The sequence below is a fragment of the Streptomyces camponoticapitis genome, from assembly GCF_014646115.1.
GTDB classification, from domain to species: Bacteria; Actinomycetota; Actinomycetes; order Streptomycetales; family Streptomycetaceae; genus Streptomyces; species Streptomyces camponoticapitis.
Genome location: NZ_BMMV01000006.1, coordinates 146588 through 163541, shown reverse-complemented (window position 1 = coordinate 163541; position 16954 = coordinate 146588). Strand labels below are relative to the sequence as shown.

The following is a 16954-nucleotide window of genomic DNA, read 5'->3' as shown; positions in this document are numbered from 1 at the left end:
GACCTCACGTTCCGGAGGGCCCCGACGTCTACAGAATGATGGACATGAAGAAGCCTTTCGAGCGGGTGGTCGAGGAGCACGCGGCCACCGTCCTCCGCGTGTGCCGGGCGGTGGTCGGCGTCCATGACGCCGACGACGCCTGGTCGGAGACGTTCCTCGCGGCGATGCGCGCCTACCCGGACCTGCCGGAGGACGCCAACGTGGAGGCATGGCTGGTGACCATCGCCCACCGCAAGGCCATCGACATCACGCGCGCCGGACAGCGCCGGGCCGTCCCGGTCGCGGAGCTGCCCGAGCGCCCGTCGGCCGTCGGACTGCCGGGCGAGAGCGACCGCGATCTGTGGCAGGCCGTCAGGGCGCTTCCCGAGAAACAGCGGCAGGCGGTGGCGTACCACCACTTCGCCGGACTGCCCTACCGGGATGTCGCCGAGATCGTCGGCGGTACCCCGGAAGCGGCGCGGCGCGCCGCGTCGGACGGCATCAAGGCACTCAGAACCACCCTCGCGGACCCCGATCCGGACCCCGATCCGGACCCTGATCCGCCCTCCGACTCGGATCCCGATCCGGACCCTCGTCAGGATCGTGTCCTGAAAGGAGCAACGCCATGAAGGACAGCACCGCGGGCCCGGACATCCGCGCCTTCCTCGACCGCGCCGCCGACGACACCGCCGACGCCGAGACCCTCGCCGGCCTGCACACCAGGCTGGAGCACGCGGCGAGCCGTGACGGCCTGCTGGACGTCGCGTACACCGTTGTCGACAGCCCCGTCGGCCGCCTCCTGCTGGCCTCCACGGAGAAGGGCCTCGTCCGCGTGGCCTTCACCAACCAGGACCACGACAAGGTCCTCGACGGTCTCGCCACCACGCTGAGCCCCCGGGTGCTGCGCGCGCCCAGGCGCCTGGACGACGCGGCCCGCGAACTCGACCAGTACTTCAGCGGCGAGCGCAGGACGTTCGACCTGCCCCTGGACATGTCGCTCTCCCACGGATTCCGGCAGCTGGTCCAGCGTCACCTCCCGGAGATCTCCTACGGCCGGACGCTGAGCTACGGCGAGGTCGCACGGCTCGTCGGCAACCCGAAGGCGGTCCGCGCGGTCGGTACGGCCTGCGCGACCAACCCGCTGCCCGTCGTCGTCCCCTGCCACCGCGTACTGCGCGCCGACGGAACGCTCGGCGGCTACGCGGGCGGTCCCGCCGCCAAGTCCGTACTCCTCGACCTGGAATCGGCTGCCTGATCGCGGCCGATTGGCCTCTTTACGACTGACGCGGCTCTCCTCGCCACCCCACAATGGCAGGCCCATGACATGTCATGACCGGGAAAACGGGGAGGGCACATGAGTCCGTACCGCACCGAAAGACCCTTGCGAGGACTGTTCCGCACAGCCGCGTCCGCGGTGGCGGCGCTGACCCTGCTGCTGGGCTGGTTCGCCGCCACCGGATCGGCGGCGCACGCACAGGAGGCGCCCGCGCCGTCCGTCGCCGTACCGTCCGCCGCCGCGCCGTCCGGCGACAGCAGGGCCGTCGAGGTGCGCGGCGGCGACGTTCTTTACAGCAGCATCGGGACCCGCTGCACCGTGGGCTTCAACACCCGCAGCGGCAGCACCTCCTTCGGTCTGATGGACGGCCGCTGCGTGCGGGGCGCCTCCAACTGGTACGCCGACGCCGCCAGGAGCGTGTTCGTCGGCGTCACCGCCGGATCGAGCTTCCCGAACAACGACAACGCGGTCATCCGCTACACGAGTACGGCGGTGGTCTTCCCCGGGGAAGTCTCGCTCGGCGCCGGCGGTGCGCAGGACGTCGTCCGGGCCGCGCGTCCGACGGTCGGTCAGTCGCTCTGCCACACGGGCCCGGTGAGCGGGGTCCGCTGCGGAACGGTCACGGCCGTGAACGTGTCGGTGCACTACCCCGAGGGCACGATAAACGGACTGTTCAGCTCCAACATCTGCTCCGACCGCGGCGACGTGGGCGGGCCCGCGTTCTCCGGAACCACCGCTCTGGGCACCATCATCGCCAGTAGCGGAAACTGCTCCTCGGGCGGAGTCACCTACTACCAGCCGGTCGTGGACCTGCTGGCGATCTACGGCCTGTCCATCTACTGAGGACCCTCGACTCCCCGGGAGGTGGCCGACATCGGCCACCTCCCGGCGCCCGCCGGAGCCGGATCCGGCCATGGTCCCTCCGGGTCAGCCCCGTGCCGCCCGGAGCAGGATCTCCGCGCCCCGGCGCGCCTCGTGGGCCGGTTCGGCGTCCCGCCGCAGCTGCGCGGCGACGACCGCGCCCTCCACCAGGAGGTAGACGGCGTCCGCCACGACGGCGGGATACCCCGCGTCGCGGACGGTGCCGGTCAGCAACTCCCGGAACGCGTCCTTGTGCCGGTGCACCTCCGCCGCGACGGCCGCGTTGGTCGGGCCCAGTTCGCCGAAGGCATTCATCCACGCGCAGCCCCGGAAGTCCGGCTCGCCGAACCAGTCGTACAGCCAGTCGAACAACGCGAACACCCGCTGCTCCGGCCCCTCGGCGCGGGCGACGTACCCGGCGATCGCGCCCATCATCCGGTCGTGCCGACGGCGCAGGAACGCGCAGACCACGTCGTCCTTGCACGAGTAGAGCTGGTAGATGCGCTTCAGCGGGACGCCCGACGCCGTGCGGAGCCGGTCCATGCCGACGGCCTGGATGCCGCGTGCGTAGAACACCTTCTCGGCGGCGTCGAGCAACCGCTCCCGGACCTCCCGGACCGGATCGTCTGACACGGGGACGGGGGACACGAAACCTCACTAGGGCGTGGCACGTTGACGTCGAGAACGATCGTTTTCTAGACTACCAGCGAGTCAGAGAATGACCGTTCTCAGGAGATGGCCCATGACTGTCCGCCCGCCCGTACCGCCATTCGACCTCGCCGCCGCGCTGAAGAAGGTGCAGGCCGCCGAGGACGCCTGGAACACCCGCGACCCCGAGCGTGTCGCGGGCGCGTACACGGTCGATTCCGTCTGGCGCAACCGCGACACCTTCGTCACCGGGCGCCCGGCGATCGTCGAGTTCCTGACGGACAAGTGGTCGCGGGAGCTCGACTACGCGCTCCGCAAGAACCTGTGGGCGTTCGAAGGCGACCGGATCGCGGTGCGGTTCCAGTACGAGTGCCGTGACAGCGGCGGGCAGTGGTGGCGCTGTTACGGCAACGAGTTGTGGGAGTTCGACGAGGACGGACTGATGCGGCGCCGCGAGGCGAGCATCAACGACCTGGCGATCGAGGAGTCCGACCGGCGCGTCTTCGGTGCGCGCCCGGAGAGCGAACACGGGGTGGAATTCCCGATCCGATGAGGCGGGGGCGATGCGGCGGCGCGCGTGGATCCGCCGGACATCGCCCTACGCCGCGCGGGTGGCGATCCCCGGGTACGTGAGCACCAGGCCCGCCGCGTCGTAGACCAGCCGGCAGTGGAAGTCGAAGACGGCGGCCGAGTAGTCGTAAGCCTGCCGCGCGTCCTCGTCGGCGACGCGCCGGTAGTCCTGCTCCAGCCGCTCCACCGAGAGGTCGAGGGCGCGTACGTACGCGGCCGGCGCCCGGGCCGACTCCCCGACGGCCAGCCGGAAACGGTGCACGGGAAGGGTGTTGGTCATCGCCGAGGACTCCAGATCGACGTCGAGACACCCATCGAGGTAAGGCGCCGCCGCCCCGTCCACCTGCCAGTGGCCGGCGCCGTCGGCCTGGAGCACCGTGGAGCGGGTCCCCTCCTCCGACCGTCCGGTGACGACGGCCCGGCGCGTCACCCAGTCGGCGTCCACGGTGATGTCGTAGTCCACCGTCCAGGTCCGGCCGTCCTCGACGGCCGTGGTGCACCCGACGATGTGCCGCGCGTCGCCCGATGGCCGGAAGTACACGACCTCGAAGCCCTGGCGCGCGTGCTCGTGCGCCCATGCCGCGGTCGCCGGAGGGGGTACGAAGGTGGTCACCCGCGTACGGTTTCATGCCCGGCCCGCACGGAGAGGCGGACGCGCTCATCGCCGGGCGTCGGCGAAGTCCACGATCGTCCTGAGCCCGGGGTCGTAGCCGTCGGTGGTGTCGACCTCGATCCACGGCGCGTCGACCGAGACCCGGTCGAACGTGTCGTGCCCCAGGGTGTGCGCGGCCGGATCGATCGGCGACGCGGGCTCGTGCGCCCTACGTACGGGATCCTCGCCGGCCCTCCGCAGCCGGCGCGCCAGTGCCACCTCCGCGTCGACGGAGCAGTGCACGACGCGGATCTCGGCCCGGCCCCACAGCGCCTCCGGACCGGGCCGCCACAACCGGTCCTGGAACGCGGCCTCCGCCACGGTCGTGACCCCGGCGCCGACGAGCAGATCCAGCACGTCGAAGAAGGCGGGCAGCGTACGGAGGTTCAGCGCGTTGCCGAGGCCCGGCGAGAAGCCCGGCGTGGCGTGGACCATGCCTTCCTTGATCTCGTCCCGGCGGACGGCGGGGCAGCCCACCGCGCGTGCGATCTCGTGCGCGAGGGCGGTCTTGCCGGTGCCGGGAGGCCCGCCGACCACGATCAGCGTGGGTTTGGTGTCCGCGTTCATCGCGCCTCCGGTGCGGGTCGTTGGAGCCGGCCAAGACCGCTCACGCCTTCGCACGCAGCCCGGCCCCCGGGCGATGTCAGAATGCCTCCATGATCGTAAGACTCGCTGGGGAAGAGGATCTGCCGGGCTTTCTCGGCCTGGCGGGCCAGGTCGAGCACTGGTTCGGGCCCATGGTCGACGATCCCGGCTTCAGTGGCGCCGTCGTCGAACACATCAGTGCTTCGAAGGCCCTTGTCGCCGCCGACGAGGAGCAGGCCGGGCAACCGCCCCTGCTCGGGGGCCTGTTGTTCGGCGCCGACGCGCCGACCTTTCGCATCCACTGGCTCGTCGTGTCGGAGCGGGCGCGCGGCCGGGGTGTCGGCGGTGCGTTGGTGGCCGACGCGATGAAGCGGTTCGTCACGGGCCCCGGCACCGTCGAGGTGGTCACCTTCGGGGCCGACCATCCCGGAGCCGTCGTCAGCGGCGCCCGGGTGTTCTACGAGCGGCTGGGCTTCAGCCCCGCCGAGGCGACCGACCCCGGCCCGGAGGGCGGCTCGCGGCAGGTCTACCGACTGGCCGTCGGCCGACCGGCCGGCGTCGTGAACAGGCCAACACCGCAGGCGAGTTGACGTCACCTCAGGCACGGCGCCGGGTCATCGGCCGTGCGCTCGCGATGACATAATCCCGCGCATGACTTCAGGCACCCCCTCCGGCACCCCCAAGCCCCAGATCGACACCAGCAAGCCCCACCCCGCCCGGCTGTACGACTACTACCTCGGCGGCAAGGACAACTACCCGGTCGACCGGGAGCTGGCGGAGAAACTGGCCAAGGGGGCGCAGCGCGGGGCGCAGATCAACCGGGAGTTCATGCACCGGGCCGTGGCATGGGCGGCCAGGAGCGGTATCGACCAGTTCCTCGACATCGGCACCGGCATACCCACCGAGCCCAACCTGCACCAGATCGTGCAGAAGATCGTTCCGGCCGCCAGGATCGTCTACGCGGACAACGACCCGATCGTTCTCCGGCACGCCGAGGCCCTGCTGGTGAGCACTCCCCAAGGGGCCACCGAGTACCTCCACACCGATGTACGGCAGCCGCGGGAAGTCCTCGAACACGCCCGCCGTTCCCTGGACTTCGGCAGGCCCGTCGCCCTGTCCCTCGTCGCGGTGCTGCACTTCCTCGGGGACGACGACGACCCCTACGGCGTCACCAGGACCCTCGTCGACGCCCTGCCGTCCGGCAGCCTTCTGATCATCTCGCACGGCACCGCGGACTTCCTGGACCCCGAGCAGGCGAAGAAGATCACCGGCACCTACCGGTCCGGCGGTATCAATCTGCGGCCCCGTTCGCGCGCCGAGGTCGAGCGGTTCTTCGACGGGCTCGACATGGTGGAGCCCGGTCTTGTGCGCGCCCCCGAGTGGTACAAGGACACGCCCGCACCGGCGAACGAGGAGAGCGGCTTCTACGTCGGTGCCGCACGCGTGCGGTGAGCCGCCCCACCGGAGCCGCCGGCGTCTCAGCCGTCCGACGGCGCGCCGGCGTGTCTCCGTACCCGCGGTTCGCGGAGCTCGTACAGCCCGACGCACGCGGCCAGCACCGCCACGCACCCGGTGAAGATCAGCCCCGCGACCCGCAGGCTCAGCAGCAGCGTCAGCGCGCCGATCCCGATCACCGGCAGGGAGATGCCGACGTACGCGACGACGAAGAACGTCGAGATGGTGCCGCCACGCGCTTCCGGCGGCGCCGCCGCGCCGATGGACGTGATGGCCGCGCGGAACGCCAGCCCCTGCCCCAGCCCGGCGCAGATCACGCCGACCACCAGCAGTGCCAGCGATTCCACCAGCAGGGATGTGCCCACCAGGAGGACCCCCGCCACCAGCACCAGGCTCCCGCCCGGCAGCGCCCTGGGCGCGCCCACCCGGCCCATGAGGGACTGTCCGACGGTGGAGGCCAGGAAGACCGAGAACACGACGGCGCCCGACACCGCCAGATTGGGCTCGCCCAGGGTCGTCGCGATGAACGTCGGTGACACCGCCGTGCACAGCCCCAGCAGGGCGAAGCCGGCGAACGCGGCCAGCGCCGCCGGCGCGAAGATCCCGCGCACCTGCGGGGGGACCCTCAGCCCCTGCGGACGCAGCCTCGGCTTCCGTGTCCGGTGCTCGACCGGCTCGGGCAGGAACCACGTCAGGACCATCCCGATGATCGCGAGCCCCAGTGCCGCGGCGAACGGCAGCCGCAGCGGGAGCGGCGCGTACTCGGCGAGCAGCCCCGCGAGCAGCGGACCGCATCCCAGCCCGCCCATGTTCGCCGCCGTGGCGGCCAGCCCGGCGCGTGCGGCCCGGCCCGGTGGTGCCAGCTCCATCACGGCGGCGGTGGCGGCGCCGCTGAACAGCCCGGCCGCGAAGCCCGACAGGAGACGTCCCGCGAAAAGCAGGGGCAGTCCGCCCTCCGACAGGAAGCACACCGCGCTGGCGACGGAGAGTCCGAGCCCGATGAAGAGAACGGGCCGGCGGCCGGCCTGGTCGGAGAAGTTGCCGGCCAGCAGCAGCACGGCGATGACCCCGAAGGCGTAGACGGCGAAGACGACCGTCACCATGAACTCGGAGAAGCCGAGCTCCTCGCGGTAGAGCCCGTACAGCGGTGTGGGCAGCGTCGTACCCAACATGCCGATGGCGAAGACGGTCGCGGCGCCGAGATAGCCGACGGAGAACCCTCGCGTGGTGCGCTGCGGCATCGGCACTGCGTCCTCACTGAGCGAAAAGGGGGTATTCGTCCTTATATCCTCCGTGTGGCGGCAGGGTGTGTCCAACGACAGGTCAGAGATCCGCGGCCGTACGCGCGTCGAAACGCGCCGCCGTGAACGCCAGTGAGACGTTGTGGCCGCCGAAGCCGAAGGAGTTGGCCAACCCCGCCGTCCAGGCCCCCTGGCGAGGACGGCCGGATACGACGTCGAGGTCGATCGCCGGGTCGAGCGTGTCGAGGTTCCTGGTGGCCGGCACCGTCCCGTCCCGCAGTGCCAGCACCGTCGCCATCGCGCCCAGGGCCCCGGAAGCGCCCAGCAGATGGCCCGTCATCGACTTGGTCGCGGTGACCACCGGGTGTCCGCCGACCGCCTCGGCGACGGCGTCCGCCTCCGCCACGTCACCCTGCGGGGTGGACGTCGCGTGCGCGTGTACGAGCCCGACGTCCTCCGGGGCGAGCCCGCCCGACCGCAGGGCCGTTCGGATGGCGCGCACCTGGCCGGCGGGGTCCGAGGCGGTGATGTGCCCGCCGCTGGACGTCACCCCGGCGCCGGCGAGCACGCCGTGGGCGCGGGCGCCGCGCGAGCGGGCGAACTCCGCGCGCTCCAGCACCAGTACGGCCGCGCCCTCGCCCAGCACGAAACCGTCGCGCCGCGCGTCGAACGGCCGCGAAGCCCCCGCCGGATCGTCGTTGGCCGTGGACAGTGCCATCATCCGCCCGAACCCCGCCAGCGGCAGCGCGTGCAGACATGCCTCCGCCCCGCCCGCCACGACCACATCGGCCCGGCCGAGCCGGATCAGGTCGAGCCCGGTGGCGATCGCCTCGGCCCCGGACGCGCAGGCGCTCACCGGCGTGAGCGCGCCGCCCAGGGCGCCCAGGTCGATGCTCACCCAGGCCGCGGGCCCGTTGGCCATCAGCATGGGCACGGTGTGCGGCGAGACCTTGCGCGGCCCGGACGTCTCCAGGATGTCGTCCTGGCCGAGCAGTGACAGTACGCCTCCGACTCCCGTGCCGATCACGACCGCGATCCGTTCCGGATCGGCCGCCGGACGCCCCGCGTCGGCCCAGGCCTCACGGGCGCTGACGAGTGCGGCCTGCTCGCACCGGTCCAGCCGGCGGGCCTCGGTCCGCGGCAGCGCCGTCGCGGGGTCCACCCGCAGCCGGGCCGCGAGCCGGCTGGGCAGCTCCGCCGCCCACTCGTCGTCCAGCGCGCCGATCCCGTTCTCCCCGGCGCACATCGCGGACCACGTCGACGGCGCGTCACCACCCAGCGGCGTCGTCGCCCCGAGCCCGGTCACCCAGACCTCCGTGTCCGCGCCCGTGTTCATGTCCGTACCGGTGCCCGTATCGGCGTCGTTTCCTCGTGTCGCTGTCATGATCCGCACCGTAGCCAACCAACCGTCTGGTCGGCAATGTAGGGTTCCCCCATGCCTCGTACCGATCAACTGGTAGGAACCCGCGCCCGGCTGCTGGCCGCCGCCCGCGACGAGTTCGCCGCGCACGGCATGGGCGGCGCACGCGTCGGCCGTGTCGCCGAACAGGCGGGAGTCAGCAAGGAACGGATCTACGGCTACTTCGGCAGCAAGGAGAAACTCTTCGCCGCCGTCATCTCCGAGGCCCTGACCGAACACGCCGCACTGCTCGGCCCGCCGTCCGGCGACCCGGCCGAGTACGCCGGCCGGATCTACGACCTCCACCGGCGCAACCCGCAGCTGCTGCGCCTGATGATGTGGGAGGCCCTGCACTACGACGGAGGCGGCCTGCCGAACGAACAGCCGCGCACCGCCCACTACCGCGACATGGTCGCAACGCTCTCCGACACCCTGGGCTCCGACTCCGACGGGGAGGCGGCGAGCACTCTCCTCGCGCTCATCGGCCTCGCCATCCTGCCGACGGCGTTCCCGCAGATCACCCGGCTGATCCTCGGTCCGTCCGCCGGCGACGACACCGATCTGCGCGCCCACATCGTGCAGTTGGCGCGCCGGATGGTCTCATCGCCGGGTGAGGCACCCACGTTCGGATACGCACCCATCGAGTGAATCGTATGCTTTAGATGCGATTTCTTAATATTCGTCTCGTGGCGTGTCCCCTCGGCCCGGTACGTCCCGGCCAGGCAGCTTTGGGCCATGACACAGACCAAGGCCGTCGCGACCGGCCTGCGAGAGACGAGCCGCCCGCCCCGCCGGGACTGGACGGCCGACGGCGGTCTCCTCTGGCCGGCGGTCGTCGCGAGCGTGTACACGATTGTCCAACTCGTCGTCCTCGTACCGGGATCAGGGCTCGGCTGGGACGAGACCGTGTACACCAGCCAAGTCAGCCGTGCCCCTTCCGACACCGCGTTCTTCAGCGCCCCACGCGCGCGCGGCATCACCTTCCTCATCGCCCCGGTGACCGCGCTCACCTCGTCCGTCGAAGTGCTGCGCGTCTACCTGGCGTTGCTCTCGGGCGCCGGGCTCCTCCTGGCCCTCGGCGTCTGGCGACGGCTGCTTCCCGCCTCCGTACTCGCCCTCGCCGGCGCCCTGTTCGCCGGTCTCTGGATCACGCTCTTCTACGGGCCGCAGGTCATGCCGAACCTCTGGGTCGCCCTCGGCTGCCTCTGCGCCGTCGGCTTCTTCGTCAGGGCGGCGCTCGACCGGACCGACCGAACGGCCCTTGTGGGTCTCGCGATCGCCGTGGCCTTCGTCGCGCTCATGCGCCCCACCGACGCCTTCTGGCTCAGCGCGCCGCTCGCACTCGTCGCCCTCGCGGTCCGGCGGTGGCGGCGGTGGGCCCTGCTGACGGCACTCACCGCGGGCGGGGCGGTCGGCTGCGCGGAGTGGATCATCGAGGCGTACGTCAGCTACGGCGGGCTCTTCACACGGCTCGCCCGGGCCAGCGAGATCCAGGGGCACCTGGGCTGGCACCTCGTCTTCGGCGACCACATGCGCTCGCTCGACGGGCGGTTGCTCTGCCGCCCCTGCTCCGTCCGGTGGCGGCGGCCCGCCACCGCGATCTGGTGGTTCGCGCTGCCCCTGCTCACCCTCGGCGGGGTGCTGGTCGCCGCACGCCTGCGACGGCTGCCTCTTGTGCTGGTGCCGACGCTGGTCGGTCTGTCGATGGCCGTGCAGTACCTGCTGCTGATCGGATACGCCGCGCCGCGCTTCCTGCTCCCCGTGTACGCGCTGTTCGCCCTGCCCACCGCTCTCTTCCTGACCTGGCTCGTCCGGACGGCGAGGCCCCGCCGGCTGGTCGTGGGGCTGCTCGTGACGGCGGCGGTCGCGCATCTGTGGGTCCAGGGTTCCGTCGTCGCTGACCGCGCCGAGCGCAGCCGGGCCGACCGGGTCAAGTTGAACGGTGTGGCAGCCGTGTTGGCACGCCAAGGCGTCACACCGCCGTGTGTGATCAGCGGTACCGAGGCGATCAGGGTGGCCTTCCGCGCGGGGTGCGCGTCGCGTCAGACCGGCGGCCACGACGGCAGCATCACCCCCGCCCAGCTCGTGGCCGTCTCGCGCGAGAGGCCGGTGGCCTTCGTGGTGGCGGGGCGGGCCCGGCCACCGGCGTACGCGCGCGGCTGGCGGGTCGAACGGATCCCGGACCTGCCGGGGCTGAGCGACTGCCGTGTCTATCTGTCACCGTCAGCGCGACCGGACCCGGCGCCCACGCCTTAGAGCGGGCGTGGGCGGCGGCTCAGCCCTTCTCGCGTGCCCGCAGGAAGCGGTCGCGGCCCTCGGCCAGTTCCACGAGCGGGTCCGGGTAGTCGTACTCGGCCCGTTCGGCCTCCGGGAGTCTCCACGGCTCGTGGACGGCCGAGCCCGCCAGCCCGCTCAACTCCGGTACCCAGCGCCGTACATAGCGCCCCTCCGGGTCGAACCGCCTGCCCTGGACCACCGGGTTGAGCACCCGGTTGGGGCGCGAGTCCGTGCCGGTCCCCGCCATCCACTGCCAGTTGAGCTGGTTGTTGGCGATGTCGCCGTCCACCAGCAGCTCCAGGAAGTGACGCGCGCCGACCCGCCAGTCCACGTACAGCGTCTTCGTGAGGAAGCTCGCGGTCAGCAGCCGCCCGCGGTTGTGCATCCACCCCTCGTGGCGCAGCTGGCGCATGGCGGCGTCCACGACGGGATAGCCCGTACGGCCCGCCTTCCATGCCTCGATCTCCGCACCGGCGGACTCCTCGGACCGCCAACTGTCGTGCTTGGTGCGGTAGTCGGCCGCCGACGCGTCGGGCCGGGCGGCCAGCACCTGATGGTGGAAGTCCCGCCAGCACAGCTGCCGTACGAACGCCTCCGCACCCGCACCGCCCGCCCGGCGCGCCCGCACGACGAGTTCGGTGGGGGAGAGCGTGCCGAAGTGCAGGTGCGGCGAGAGCCGCGAGGTCATGTCGCCGGCCAGATCGTCGTGACCGTCCTCGTACGCCGCGAGCCCGGAGCGCTTCCAGGCGGCGAACCGCTTCCGGCCCGCCTTCTCACCGCCCTCCGCGAGACCCTCCGAGACTCCCGCCGTGTCCGCGCGCGCCGGGACACGGTCGGAGCCGATCGTGGCCGGCACCGGTACGGTCCGGGGCGCCGCGAGTACGTCGCGCGGGCGCTCGCGCGACCAGCGGCGGAAGTAGGGGGTGAAGACCGCGAAGTGATCCGAGCCGTTCGGTGTGACGGCGCCCGGCGGGAGCGCGGTGAGTGTGGCGTCGTGGACGCGGAGCCGGCGGCCGTCGGACTCCAGCCCGCGCCGCAGCCGTTCCTCGCGCCGCTGGGCGTAACGGCTGACGCCGCCGGCCGTGCGCACCTCGTCCGCGCCCGCCTCGGCGGCGACCTCACGCGCCCGCGCCACCACGTCGCCGGTGCGTACGACGAGCCGGCCGCCGCGCTCCCGGAGCCCCGCGTCGAGATCGGTCAGACAGTCGGCGAGGAACGCCCGCCGGTTGGGCGCGGCGAACCCGGCCGACGCGATGGCCTCGTCGAGGACGAAGAGCGGCACCACCTCGTCCGCGCCGGAGAGGGCGGCGTGGAGAGTGGGGTTGTCGTGCAGGCGCAGGTCGCTGGTGAACAGCACGACCGAGACGGTCATGGAGCTCCTTCCGCTCAACGGTGGTCACTCGTGCCCGCGGGTCTGTCCGTTCGGGCCGTCAGGAGTGTCTACAGGGGTATCTATAGGCCCACGACGTGGCGGCGCCGCGCGACGGCGCGCCGACGGCGCTCGCCGCCGTATCGGCGAGATGCGCGACGGGAGGGCACCCGCCCGGGGGACGCTCAGCGGTGCGGTGTCACCCGAAGAGGCGCATCTTTGACGCGGCTGACAGACGTGCGGCCGACGACCGTGGTGGACTGAGGCCCGCCACCAGAGCTCGCCGGGGACAGCGCGTCCGAACTCCCCGTCCGATCCGATGAACGGTCAACACGGCCGTCCGACACGAGGAGAGGAAACGCGATGCGCAGACACGGGGCCGGGGCACGACCCTCCGGAGGACAGCGGGGTGTCTCGCGGCCGGAAGCCCTCACGAGATCGGTGCGGACCGTGGGCGTCAACAATTCTGTGTACGGGCTCCGCTCGGCGAACCGCGCCGGGGAGGCAATCCGGCTACGCGACGAACCGCCTGTCGTTCCCGGCGATCCGAGACGTACCCGCACCACCGGCGGCGGTGAGATCCCGCAGGGCGGGAACACCGACCCGGGCGACCTGGCCCGCGCCCACCGCCCCGTCGCCCACGGCGCACCACCCCTCGCCGGCCGGGGGAGTGGCCGATGAAGACAGTCGACGGACCGACCGACCATGTCGTCGTGGTCGGCGCCGGGCTCGCCGGGCTCTCCGCCGCCCTGCACCTTCTCGGCGCCGGACGCGCCGTCACCGTCGTCGAACGCGGCACCGTGCCCGGCGGCCGTGCCGGGCATCTCGAACGCGGCGGCTACCGGATCGACACCGGCCCCACCGTCCTCACCATGCCCGACCTCGTGGAGGAAGCGTTCGCCGCCGTCGGCGACAAGCTCGCCGAGCGGCTCGACCTCATCCCCCTGCACCCGGCCTACCGGGCGCGCTTCGCCGACGGCAGCGCGCTCGACGTCCACACCGGCGCCGACGCGATGGCGGCCGAGGTCGAACGCTTCGCGGGCGCCCGTGAGGCGGACGGCTACCGTCGTTTGCGCGGCTGGCTGGAGAAGCTGTACGCCGTACAGATGCGGCGTTTCATCGACGCCAACTTCGACTCGCCGCTGCGACTGCTCCACCCCGACCTCGTACGGCTCGGGGCACTCGGCGGCTTCGGCCGTCTGGACGCCCGCGTCGGGTCGTTCCTCGCGGACGAACGCCTGCGCCGCATCTTCTCCTTCCAGGCCCTGTACGCCGGAGTCCCGCCCGCCAAGGCCCTGGCCGCGTACGCCGTCATCGCCTACATGGACACCGTCGCCGGGGTCTACTTCCCCCGTGGGGGCATGCACGCCCTGCCCCGGGCCATGGCGGAGGCCGCGGCCGACGCGGGCGCCGACTTCCGTTACGGCCACGACGTCACGCGCCTGGAACGGTCGGGCGGCGGCGCGGGAGCCGGATCCGACACGGGATCAGGTGACCGGATCACGGCCGTCATCACCGGCCGGGGCGACGACCAGGTACGCATCCCCTGCGACGCGGTCGTCCTCACACCCGACCTGCCCGTCACCTATCGCCTGCTCGGCAGACGGCCGTACCGTACGGTCCCGCTGCGGTTCTCACCGTCCGCCGTGGTCCTGCACGCGGGCACCGACCGCACCTGGCCGGCGCTCGGCCACCACACCATCTCGTTCGGGCGGGCGTGGAAGGGCACATTCAGGGAACTGACCCACACCGGGAGCCTCATGAGCGACCCCTCACTGCTCATCACCCGCCCCACCGCCACCGACCCGTCCCTCGCCCCGCCGGGCCGTCATCTCCACTACATCCTGGCGCCCTGCCCCAACACCCGTATCGGGCCCGGTGTCACGGAGTGGGCGGACCTCGGTCCGCGCTACCGAGACAGCCTGCTCGCCGAGCTCGAACGGCGCGGACTGGACGGACTCGGCGCCGCCATCGAGGAGGAGTGCCTGGTCACACCCGCCGACTGGGCCGCTCAAGGACACGCGGCGGGCACGCCCTTCTCCGCCGCCCACACGTTCGCGCAGACCGGCCCCTTCCGCCCGCGCAACCTGGTGCGCGGCACCACGAACGCCGTGCTCGCCGGCTGCGGCACCACGCCCGGAGTCGGCGTGCCCACCGTCCTGATCTCCGGCAAGCTCGCCGCCGCCCGCGTCACAGGCACCGGCACCGGTGGCCGGGGGACCGTCCGCGCAATGAAAGGACGGCGCCCATGACCGAGCGCGAACTCGACGCCGCCGGCATCGCCGACCCCTGTCTGCGCGCCGCGTACGCCGGCTGCCGCCGGCTCAACGCCCGCCACGGCAAGACCTACTTCCTCGCCACCCGCCTGATGCCCGTCGAACGCCGGCCCGCCGTGCACGCCCTCTACGGCTTCGCCCGCTGGGCCGACGACATCGTCGACGACCTCAAACACCCGGCGACGACCACCGCCGAGCGGGCGGGCCAACTGGACGCCCTCCAGGCGCGGTTGGCGGACGGGCTGCGCTCCGGCCGCAGTCGTGAACCGGTCGTCAGGGCGCTCGCCCACACCGCGGCGAGCTACGGAATCGACCACCGGCTGTTCACCGCCTTCATGGCCTCCATGCGCAGTGACCTGACGGTCACGGACTACGCCACCTACGACGATCTGTACCGCTACATGTACGGCTCGGCCGCCGTGATCGGCCTCCAGATGCTGCCCGTGCTCGGCACCGTCGTCCCCCGCGAAGAAGCCGCCCCGCCCGCCGCCGCACTGGGTGTCGCCTTCCAGCTGACCAACTTCGTCAGGGACGTCGGCGAAGACCTCGACCGCGGGCGGATCTATCTCCCCGCGGATCTGCTCGCCGCCCACGGAGTCGACCGCGAGCTGCTGAAGTGGAGCCGTACCACCGGCGCCCATGACCCGCGGATCACCGCCGCGGTGAAGGCCGCCGTCGCCCTGACCCGAGGGGTCTACCGGCAGGCCGCGCCGGGGCTCGCCATGCTCGACCCGCTGTCGCGGCCCTGCATCCGCGCGGCGTTCGTCCTGTACGGCGGGATCCTCGACGCCGTCGCCGACGACGGGTACGCCGTACTGCACCGCCGTGCCGTCGTGCCGCGCCGACGGCGGGCAGCCGTGGCCGTCGACGGGCTCGTACGGGTGGCGGCGGCGCGGACGAGGGCCGCCGCGCGGGTGCCCGGCACGCCGGCCGGACCCATCGGCGCACGACCGGCGCGGGCGCGTCGGGGCGCCGTGCACGAGGAGGTGGCGTGAGCGATCGACCCATGCGCGGCCGGAGGCGGTACCCGCTGAAGCTGCGCCGGCGTGCCGTCAACTGGGCGCATCAGAAGCCCAGTTGGCGGGAGGCGCGGCCGGGCGTCATCGCCGACGCGTTGCGGCGGGCGCTCGCCCGGCCGTCCGGCAACTGGTACGTCGTCGGAGCGGCCCGCGACGTACGCCCCGGCCGGCCGCTGGGACGGACCGTCGCCGGCGTCGAACTGGTCCTGTGGCGCGACGAGTCGGGGAAGCTGGTGGCGGGCCCGGGTGCCTGTCCGCACCTCGGCGCGCCCCTCAAGGACAGCCGGGTGCACTGCGGCACGCTCATCTGCCACTGGCACGGACTCGCCCTGGACGGCGGCCCGTTCGCGGGCTGGGAGCCCTACCCGGCCCACGACGACGGGGTGTTGGCCTGGGTACGGCTGGATGGGCCGGGCGGCGAGAGGCCGTTGGACCGGCCGGTCGTTCCGGCCCGGCCCGAGGCGGCCGGATCCGTCGACGCGGTCTACACCGGCTTCGGTGTGTGCGAGCCCGAGGACGTGGTGGCCAACCGGCTGGACCCCTGGCACGGAGCCTGGCTGCACCCGTACTCCTTCGTGGATCTCACGGTCCTGTCGACCCCGGAGGGAGGCGGGGAGGGGCATGGCGACGACGGCTCCGACGCGGGTGACGGCTTCGCCGTCGACGTCTCCTTCAAAGTCGCCGGGCGGGCCGTGGTGCCCGTGCGCGCCGTCTTCACGGCGCCGGAGCCGCGCACGGTCGTCATGCGCATCACGGAGGGCGAGGGCCGCGGCTCCGTCGTGGAGACCCATGCCACCCCCCTCGGCCTCGACGACCGCGGTCGGCCCCGAACCGCCGTCGTGGAGGCGGTCGTCGCCGCCTCCGACCGACCTGGCTTCGCCGCCGCCCGCGCCGCCGCCCCCGCTCTGCGCCCCCTGATGCGCGCGGTGGCCGGGCGCCTGTGGCGCGACGACCTCGCGTACGCGGAACGCCGCTGGCACCTCCGCGGCACGGGCCGCTTTCCGGGCTAGGGCGTCCTTCCGAAGTAGCGTCGTCCGCCCGCGGGGCGGGGCTCGCGGCGGCTGATGCGTGCGATCGCAAGGCGGAGCACCGCTCTCGTACCGGGCGTACCCGGGCGACTTTCGACAACGCGGGGGCGCCTCCCGTGCCCGAAGGGCTACGGGGAGAGCGTGCGTGCCGGACGCCGTGGGCCGGACGGGACTTCTGAGACACGCCCTGCGGGCTGTCCCGTCGTCCCCGGCGGGCGCGCGACAACAGCTACGGCACCTCGCTGCGGTGTCGGATCGCCCGAATACGCCCAGGAGGACGACCTTCCGCCTTGCGACACACGGCCTCCGACGCAGCGCG

Annotated in this window: 18 protein-coding genes; 11 read left to right on the top strand and 7 right to left on the bottom strand. The window is 72.5% G+C overall.

The window, feature by feature from the left end; all coding sequences use genetic code 11:
* Positions 1-44 precede the first annotated feature (44 nt).
* The 3 genes from IEY79_RS11485 to IEY79_RS11475 all read left to right on the top strand — a co-directional run bounded on the left by IEY79_RS11485 (position 45) and on the right by IEY79_RS11475 (position 2098).
* Positions 45-608, top strand: coding sequence for an RNA polymerase sigma factor (locus IEY79_RS11485; RefSeq protein ID WP_189107300.1), 564 nt, complete (start codon positions 45-47; stop codon positions 606-608).
* The gene (locus IEY79_RS11480; protein ID WP_189107299.1) at positions 605-1234 is read left to right on the top strand and encodes a methylated-DNA--[protein]-cysteine S-methyltransferase; all 630 of its coding nucleotides are present in this window, start codon (positions 605-607) and stop codon (positions 1232-1234) included. The genes IEY79_RS11485 and IEY79_RS11480 overlap by 4 nt, the downstream gene beginning before the upstream one ends.
* A 99-nt stretch (positions 1235-1333) precedes the next feature.
* Complete coding sequence (locus IEY79_RS11475) at positions 1334-2098, top strand: S1 family peptidase (protein ID WP_189107298.1); 765 nt, start codon at positions 1334-1336, stop codon at positions 2096-2098.
* An 84-nt stretch (positions 2099-2182) separates the two neighbouring features.
* On the opposite strand, the gene IEY79_RS11470 is transcribed toward IEY79_RS11475, so the two are convergent.
* Entirely contained in the window at positions 2183-2749 is a 567-nt protein-coding gene (locus IEY79_RS11470) for a TetR/AcrR family transcriptional regulator (protein WP_189107297.1), read from the bottom strand.
* Positions 2750-2858: 109 nt separating this feature from the next.
* On the opposite strand from IEY79_RS11470, the gene IEY79_RS11465 reads away from it, so the two are divergent.
* A complete protein-coding gene (locus IEY79_RS11465) occupies positions 2859-3317 on the top strand; it encodes a nuclear transport factor 2 family protein (protein ID WP_189107296.1) in 459 nt (152 codons plus the stop codon).
* Between the two features lie 45 nt (positions 3318-3362).
* Here IEY79_RS11465 and IEY79_RS11460 read toward each other — a convergent pair whose 3' ends face one another.
* Both IEY79_RS11460 and IEY79_RS11455 read right to left on the bottom strand, forming a co-directional pair.
* A complete protein-coding gene (locus tag IEY79_RS11460) occupies positions 3363-3947 on the bottom strand; it encodes a putative glycolipid-binding domain-containing protein (RefSeq protein ID WP_189107295.1) in 585 nt (194 codons plus the stop codon).
* Between the two features lie 45 nt (positions 3948-3992).
* Complete coding sequence (locus tag IEY79_RS11455) at positions 3993-4553, bottom strand: AAA family ATPase (RefSeq protein WP_189107294.1); 561 nt, start codon at positions 4551-4553, stop codon at positions 3993-3995.
* A gap of 89 nt (positions 4554-4642) precedes the next feature.
* Here IEY79_RS11455 and IEY79_RS11450 point away from each other — a divergent pair, with 89 nt between their 5' ends.
* Both IEY79_RS11450 and IEY79_RS11445 read left to right on the top strand, forming a co-directional pair.
* The gene (locus tag IEY79_RS11450; protein ID WP_189107293.1) at positions 4643-5161 is read left to right on the top strand and encodes a GNAT family N-acetyltransferase; all 519 of its coding nucleotides are present in this window, start codon (positions 4643-4645) and stop codon (positions 5159-5161) included.
* Positions 5162-5222: 61 nt separating this feature from the next.
* Entirely contained in the window at positions 5223-6023 is an 801-nt protein-coding gene (locus tag IEY79_RS11445) for an SAM-dependent methyltransferase (protein WP_189107292.1), read from the top strand.
* 26 nt (positions 6024-6049) lie between these two features.
* On the opposite strand, the gene IEY79_RS11440 is transcribed toward IEY79_RS11445, so the two are convergent.
* Complete coding sequence (locus IEY79_RS11440) at positions 6050-7267, bottom strand: MFS transporter (protein WP_189107291.1); 1218 nt, start codon at positions 7265-7267, stop codon at positions 6050-6052.
* Positions 7268-7349: 82 nt separating this feature from the next.
* Positions 7350-8603, bottom strand: a complete 1254-nt coding sequence (locus tag IEY79_RS11435; protein ID WP_189107490.1) for a beta-ketoacyl-[acyl-carrier-protein] synthase family protein — start codon at positions 8601-8603, stop codon at positions 7350-7352.
* 99 nt (positions 8604-8702) lie between these two features.
* On the opposite strand from IEY79_RS11435, the gene IEY79_RS11430 reads away from it, so the two are divergent.
* Entirely contained in the window at positions 8703-9314 is a 612-nt protein-coding gene (locus IEY79_RS11430) for a TetR/AcrR family transcriptional regulator (RefSeq protein WP_189107290.1), read from the top strand.
* An 87-nt stretch (positions 9315-9401) separates the two neighbouring features.
* Entirely contained in the window at positions 9402-10922 is a 1521-nt protein-coding gene (locus IEY79_RS11425) for a glycosyltransferase family protein (protein WP_189107289.1), read from the top strand.
* Positions 10923-10941: 19 nt separating this feature from the next.
* Here IEY79_RS11425 and IEY79_RS11420 read toward each other — a convergent pair whose 3' ends face one another.
* Both IEY79_RS11420 and IEY79_RS38015 read right to left on the bottom strand, forming a co-directional pair.
* Complete coding sequence (locus IEY79_RS11420) at positions 10942-12315, bottom strand: cryptochrome/photolyase family protein (protein WP_189107288.1); 1374 nt, start codon at positions 12313-12315, stop codon at positions 10942-10944.
* Between the two features lie 510 nt (positions 12316-12825).
* Positions 12826-12954, bottom strand: coding sequence for a hypothetical protein (locus tag IEY79_RS38015; protein WP_268240589.1), 129 nt, complete (start codon positions 12952-12954; stop codon positions 12826-12828).
* Positions 12955-12989: 35 nt separating this feature from the next.
* Here IEY79_RS38015 and crtI point away from each other — a divergent pair, with 35 nt between their 5' ends.
* From crtI to IEY79_RS11405, 3 genes are read left to right on the top strand one after another with little or no spacing between them, the layout of a single operon-like run.
* Complete coding sequence (gene crtI, locus IEY79_RS11415) at positions 12990-14564, top strand: phytoene desaturase family protein (RefSeq protein ID WP_189107287.1); 1575 nt, start codon at positions 12990-12992, stop codon at positions 14562-14564.
* Complete coding sequence (locus tag IEY79_RS11410) at positions 14561-15583, top strand: phytoene/squalene synthase family protein (protein WP_189107286.1); 1023 nt, start codon at positions 14561-14563, stop codon at positions 15581-15583. Before crtI ends, IEY79_RS11410 begins: the two co-directional genes overlap by 4 nt.
* 11 nt (positions 15584-15594) lie before the next feature.
* On the top strand, positions 15595-16617 hold the full coding sequence (locus IEY79_RS11405; RefSeq protein ID WP_189107489.1) for a Rieske (2Fe-2S) protein: 1023 nt from the start codon (positions 15595-15597) through the stop codon (positions 16615-16617).
* The last annotated feature ends 337 nt before the right edge of the window (positions 16618-16954 follow it).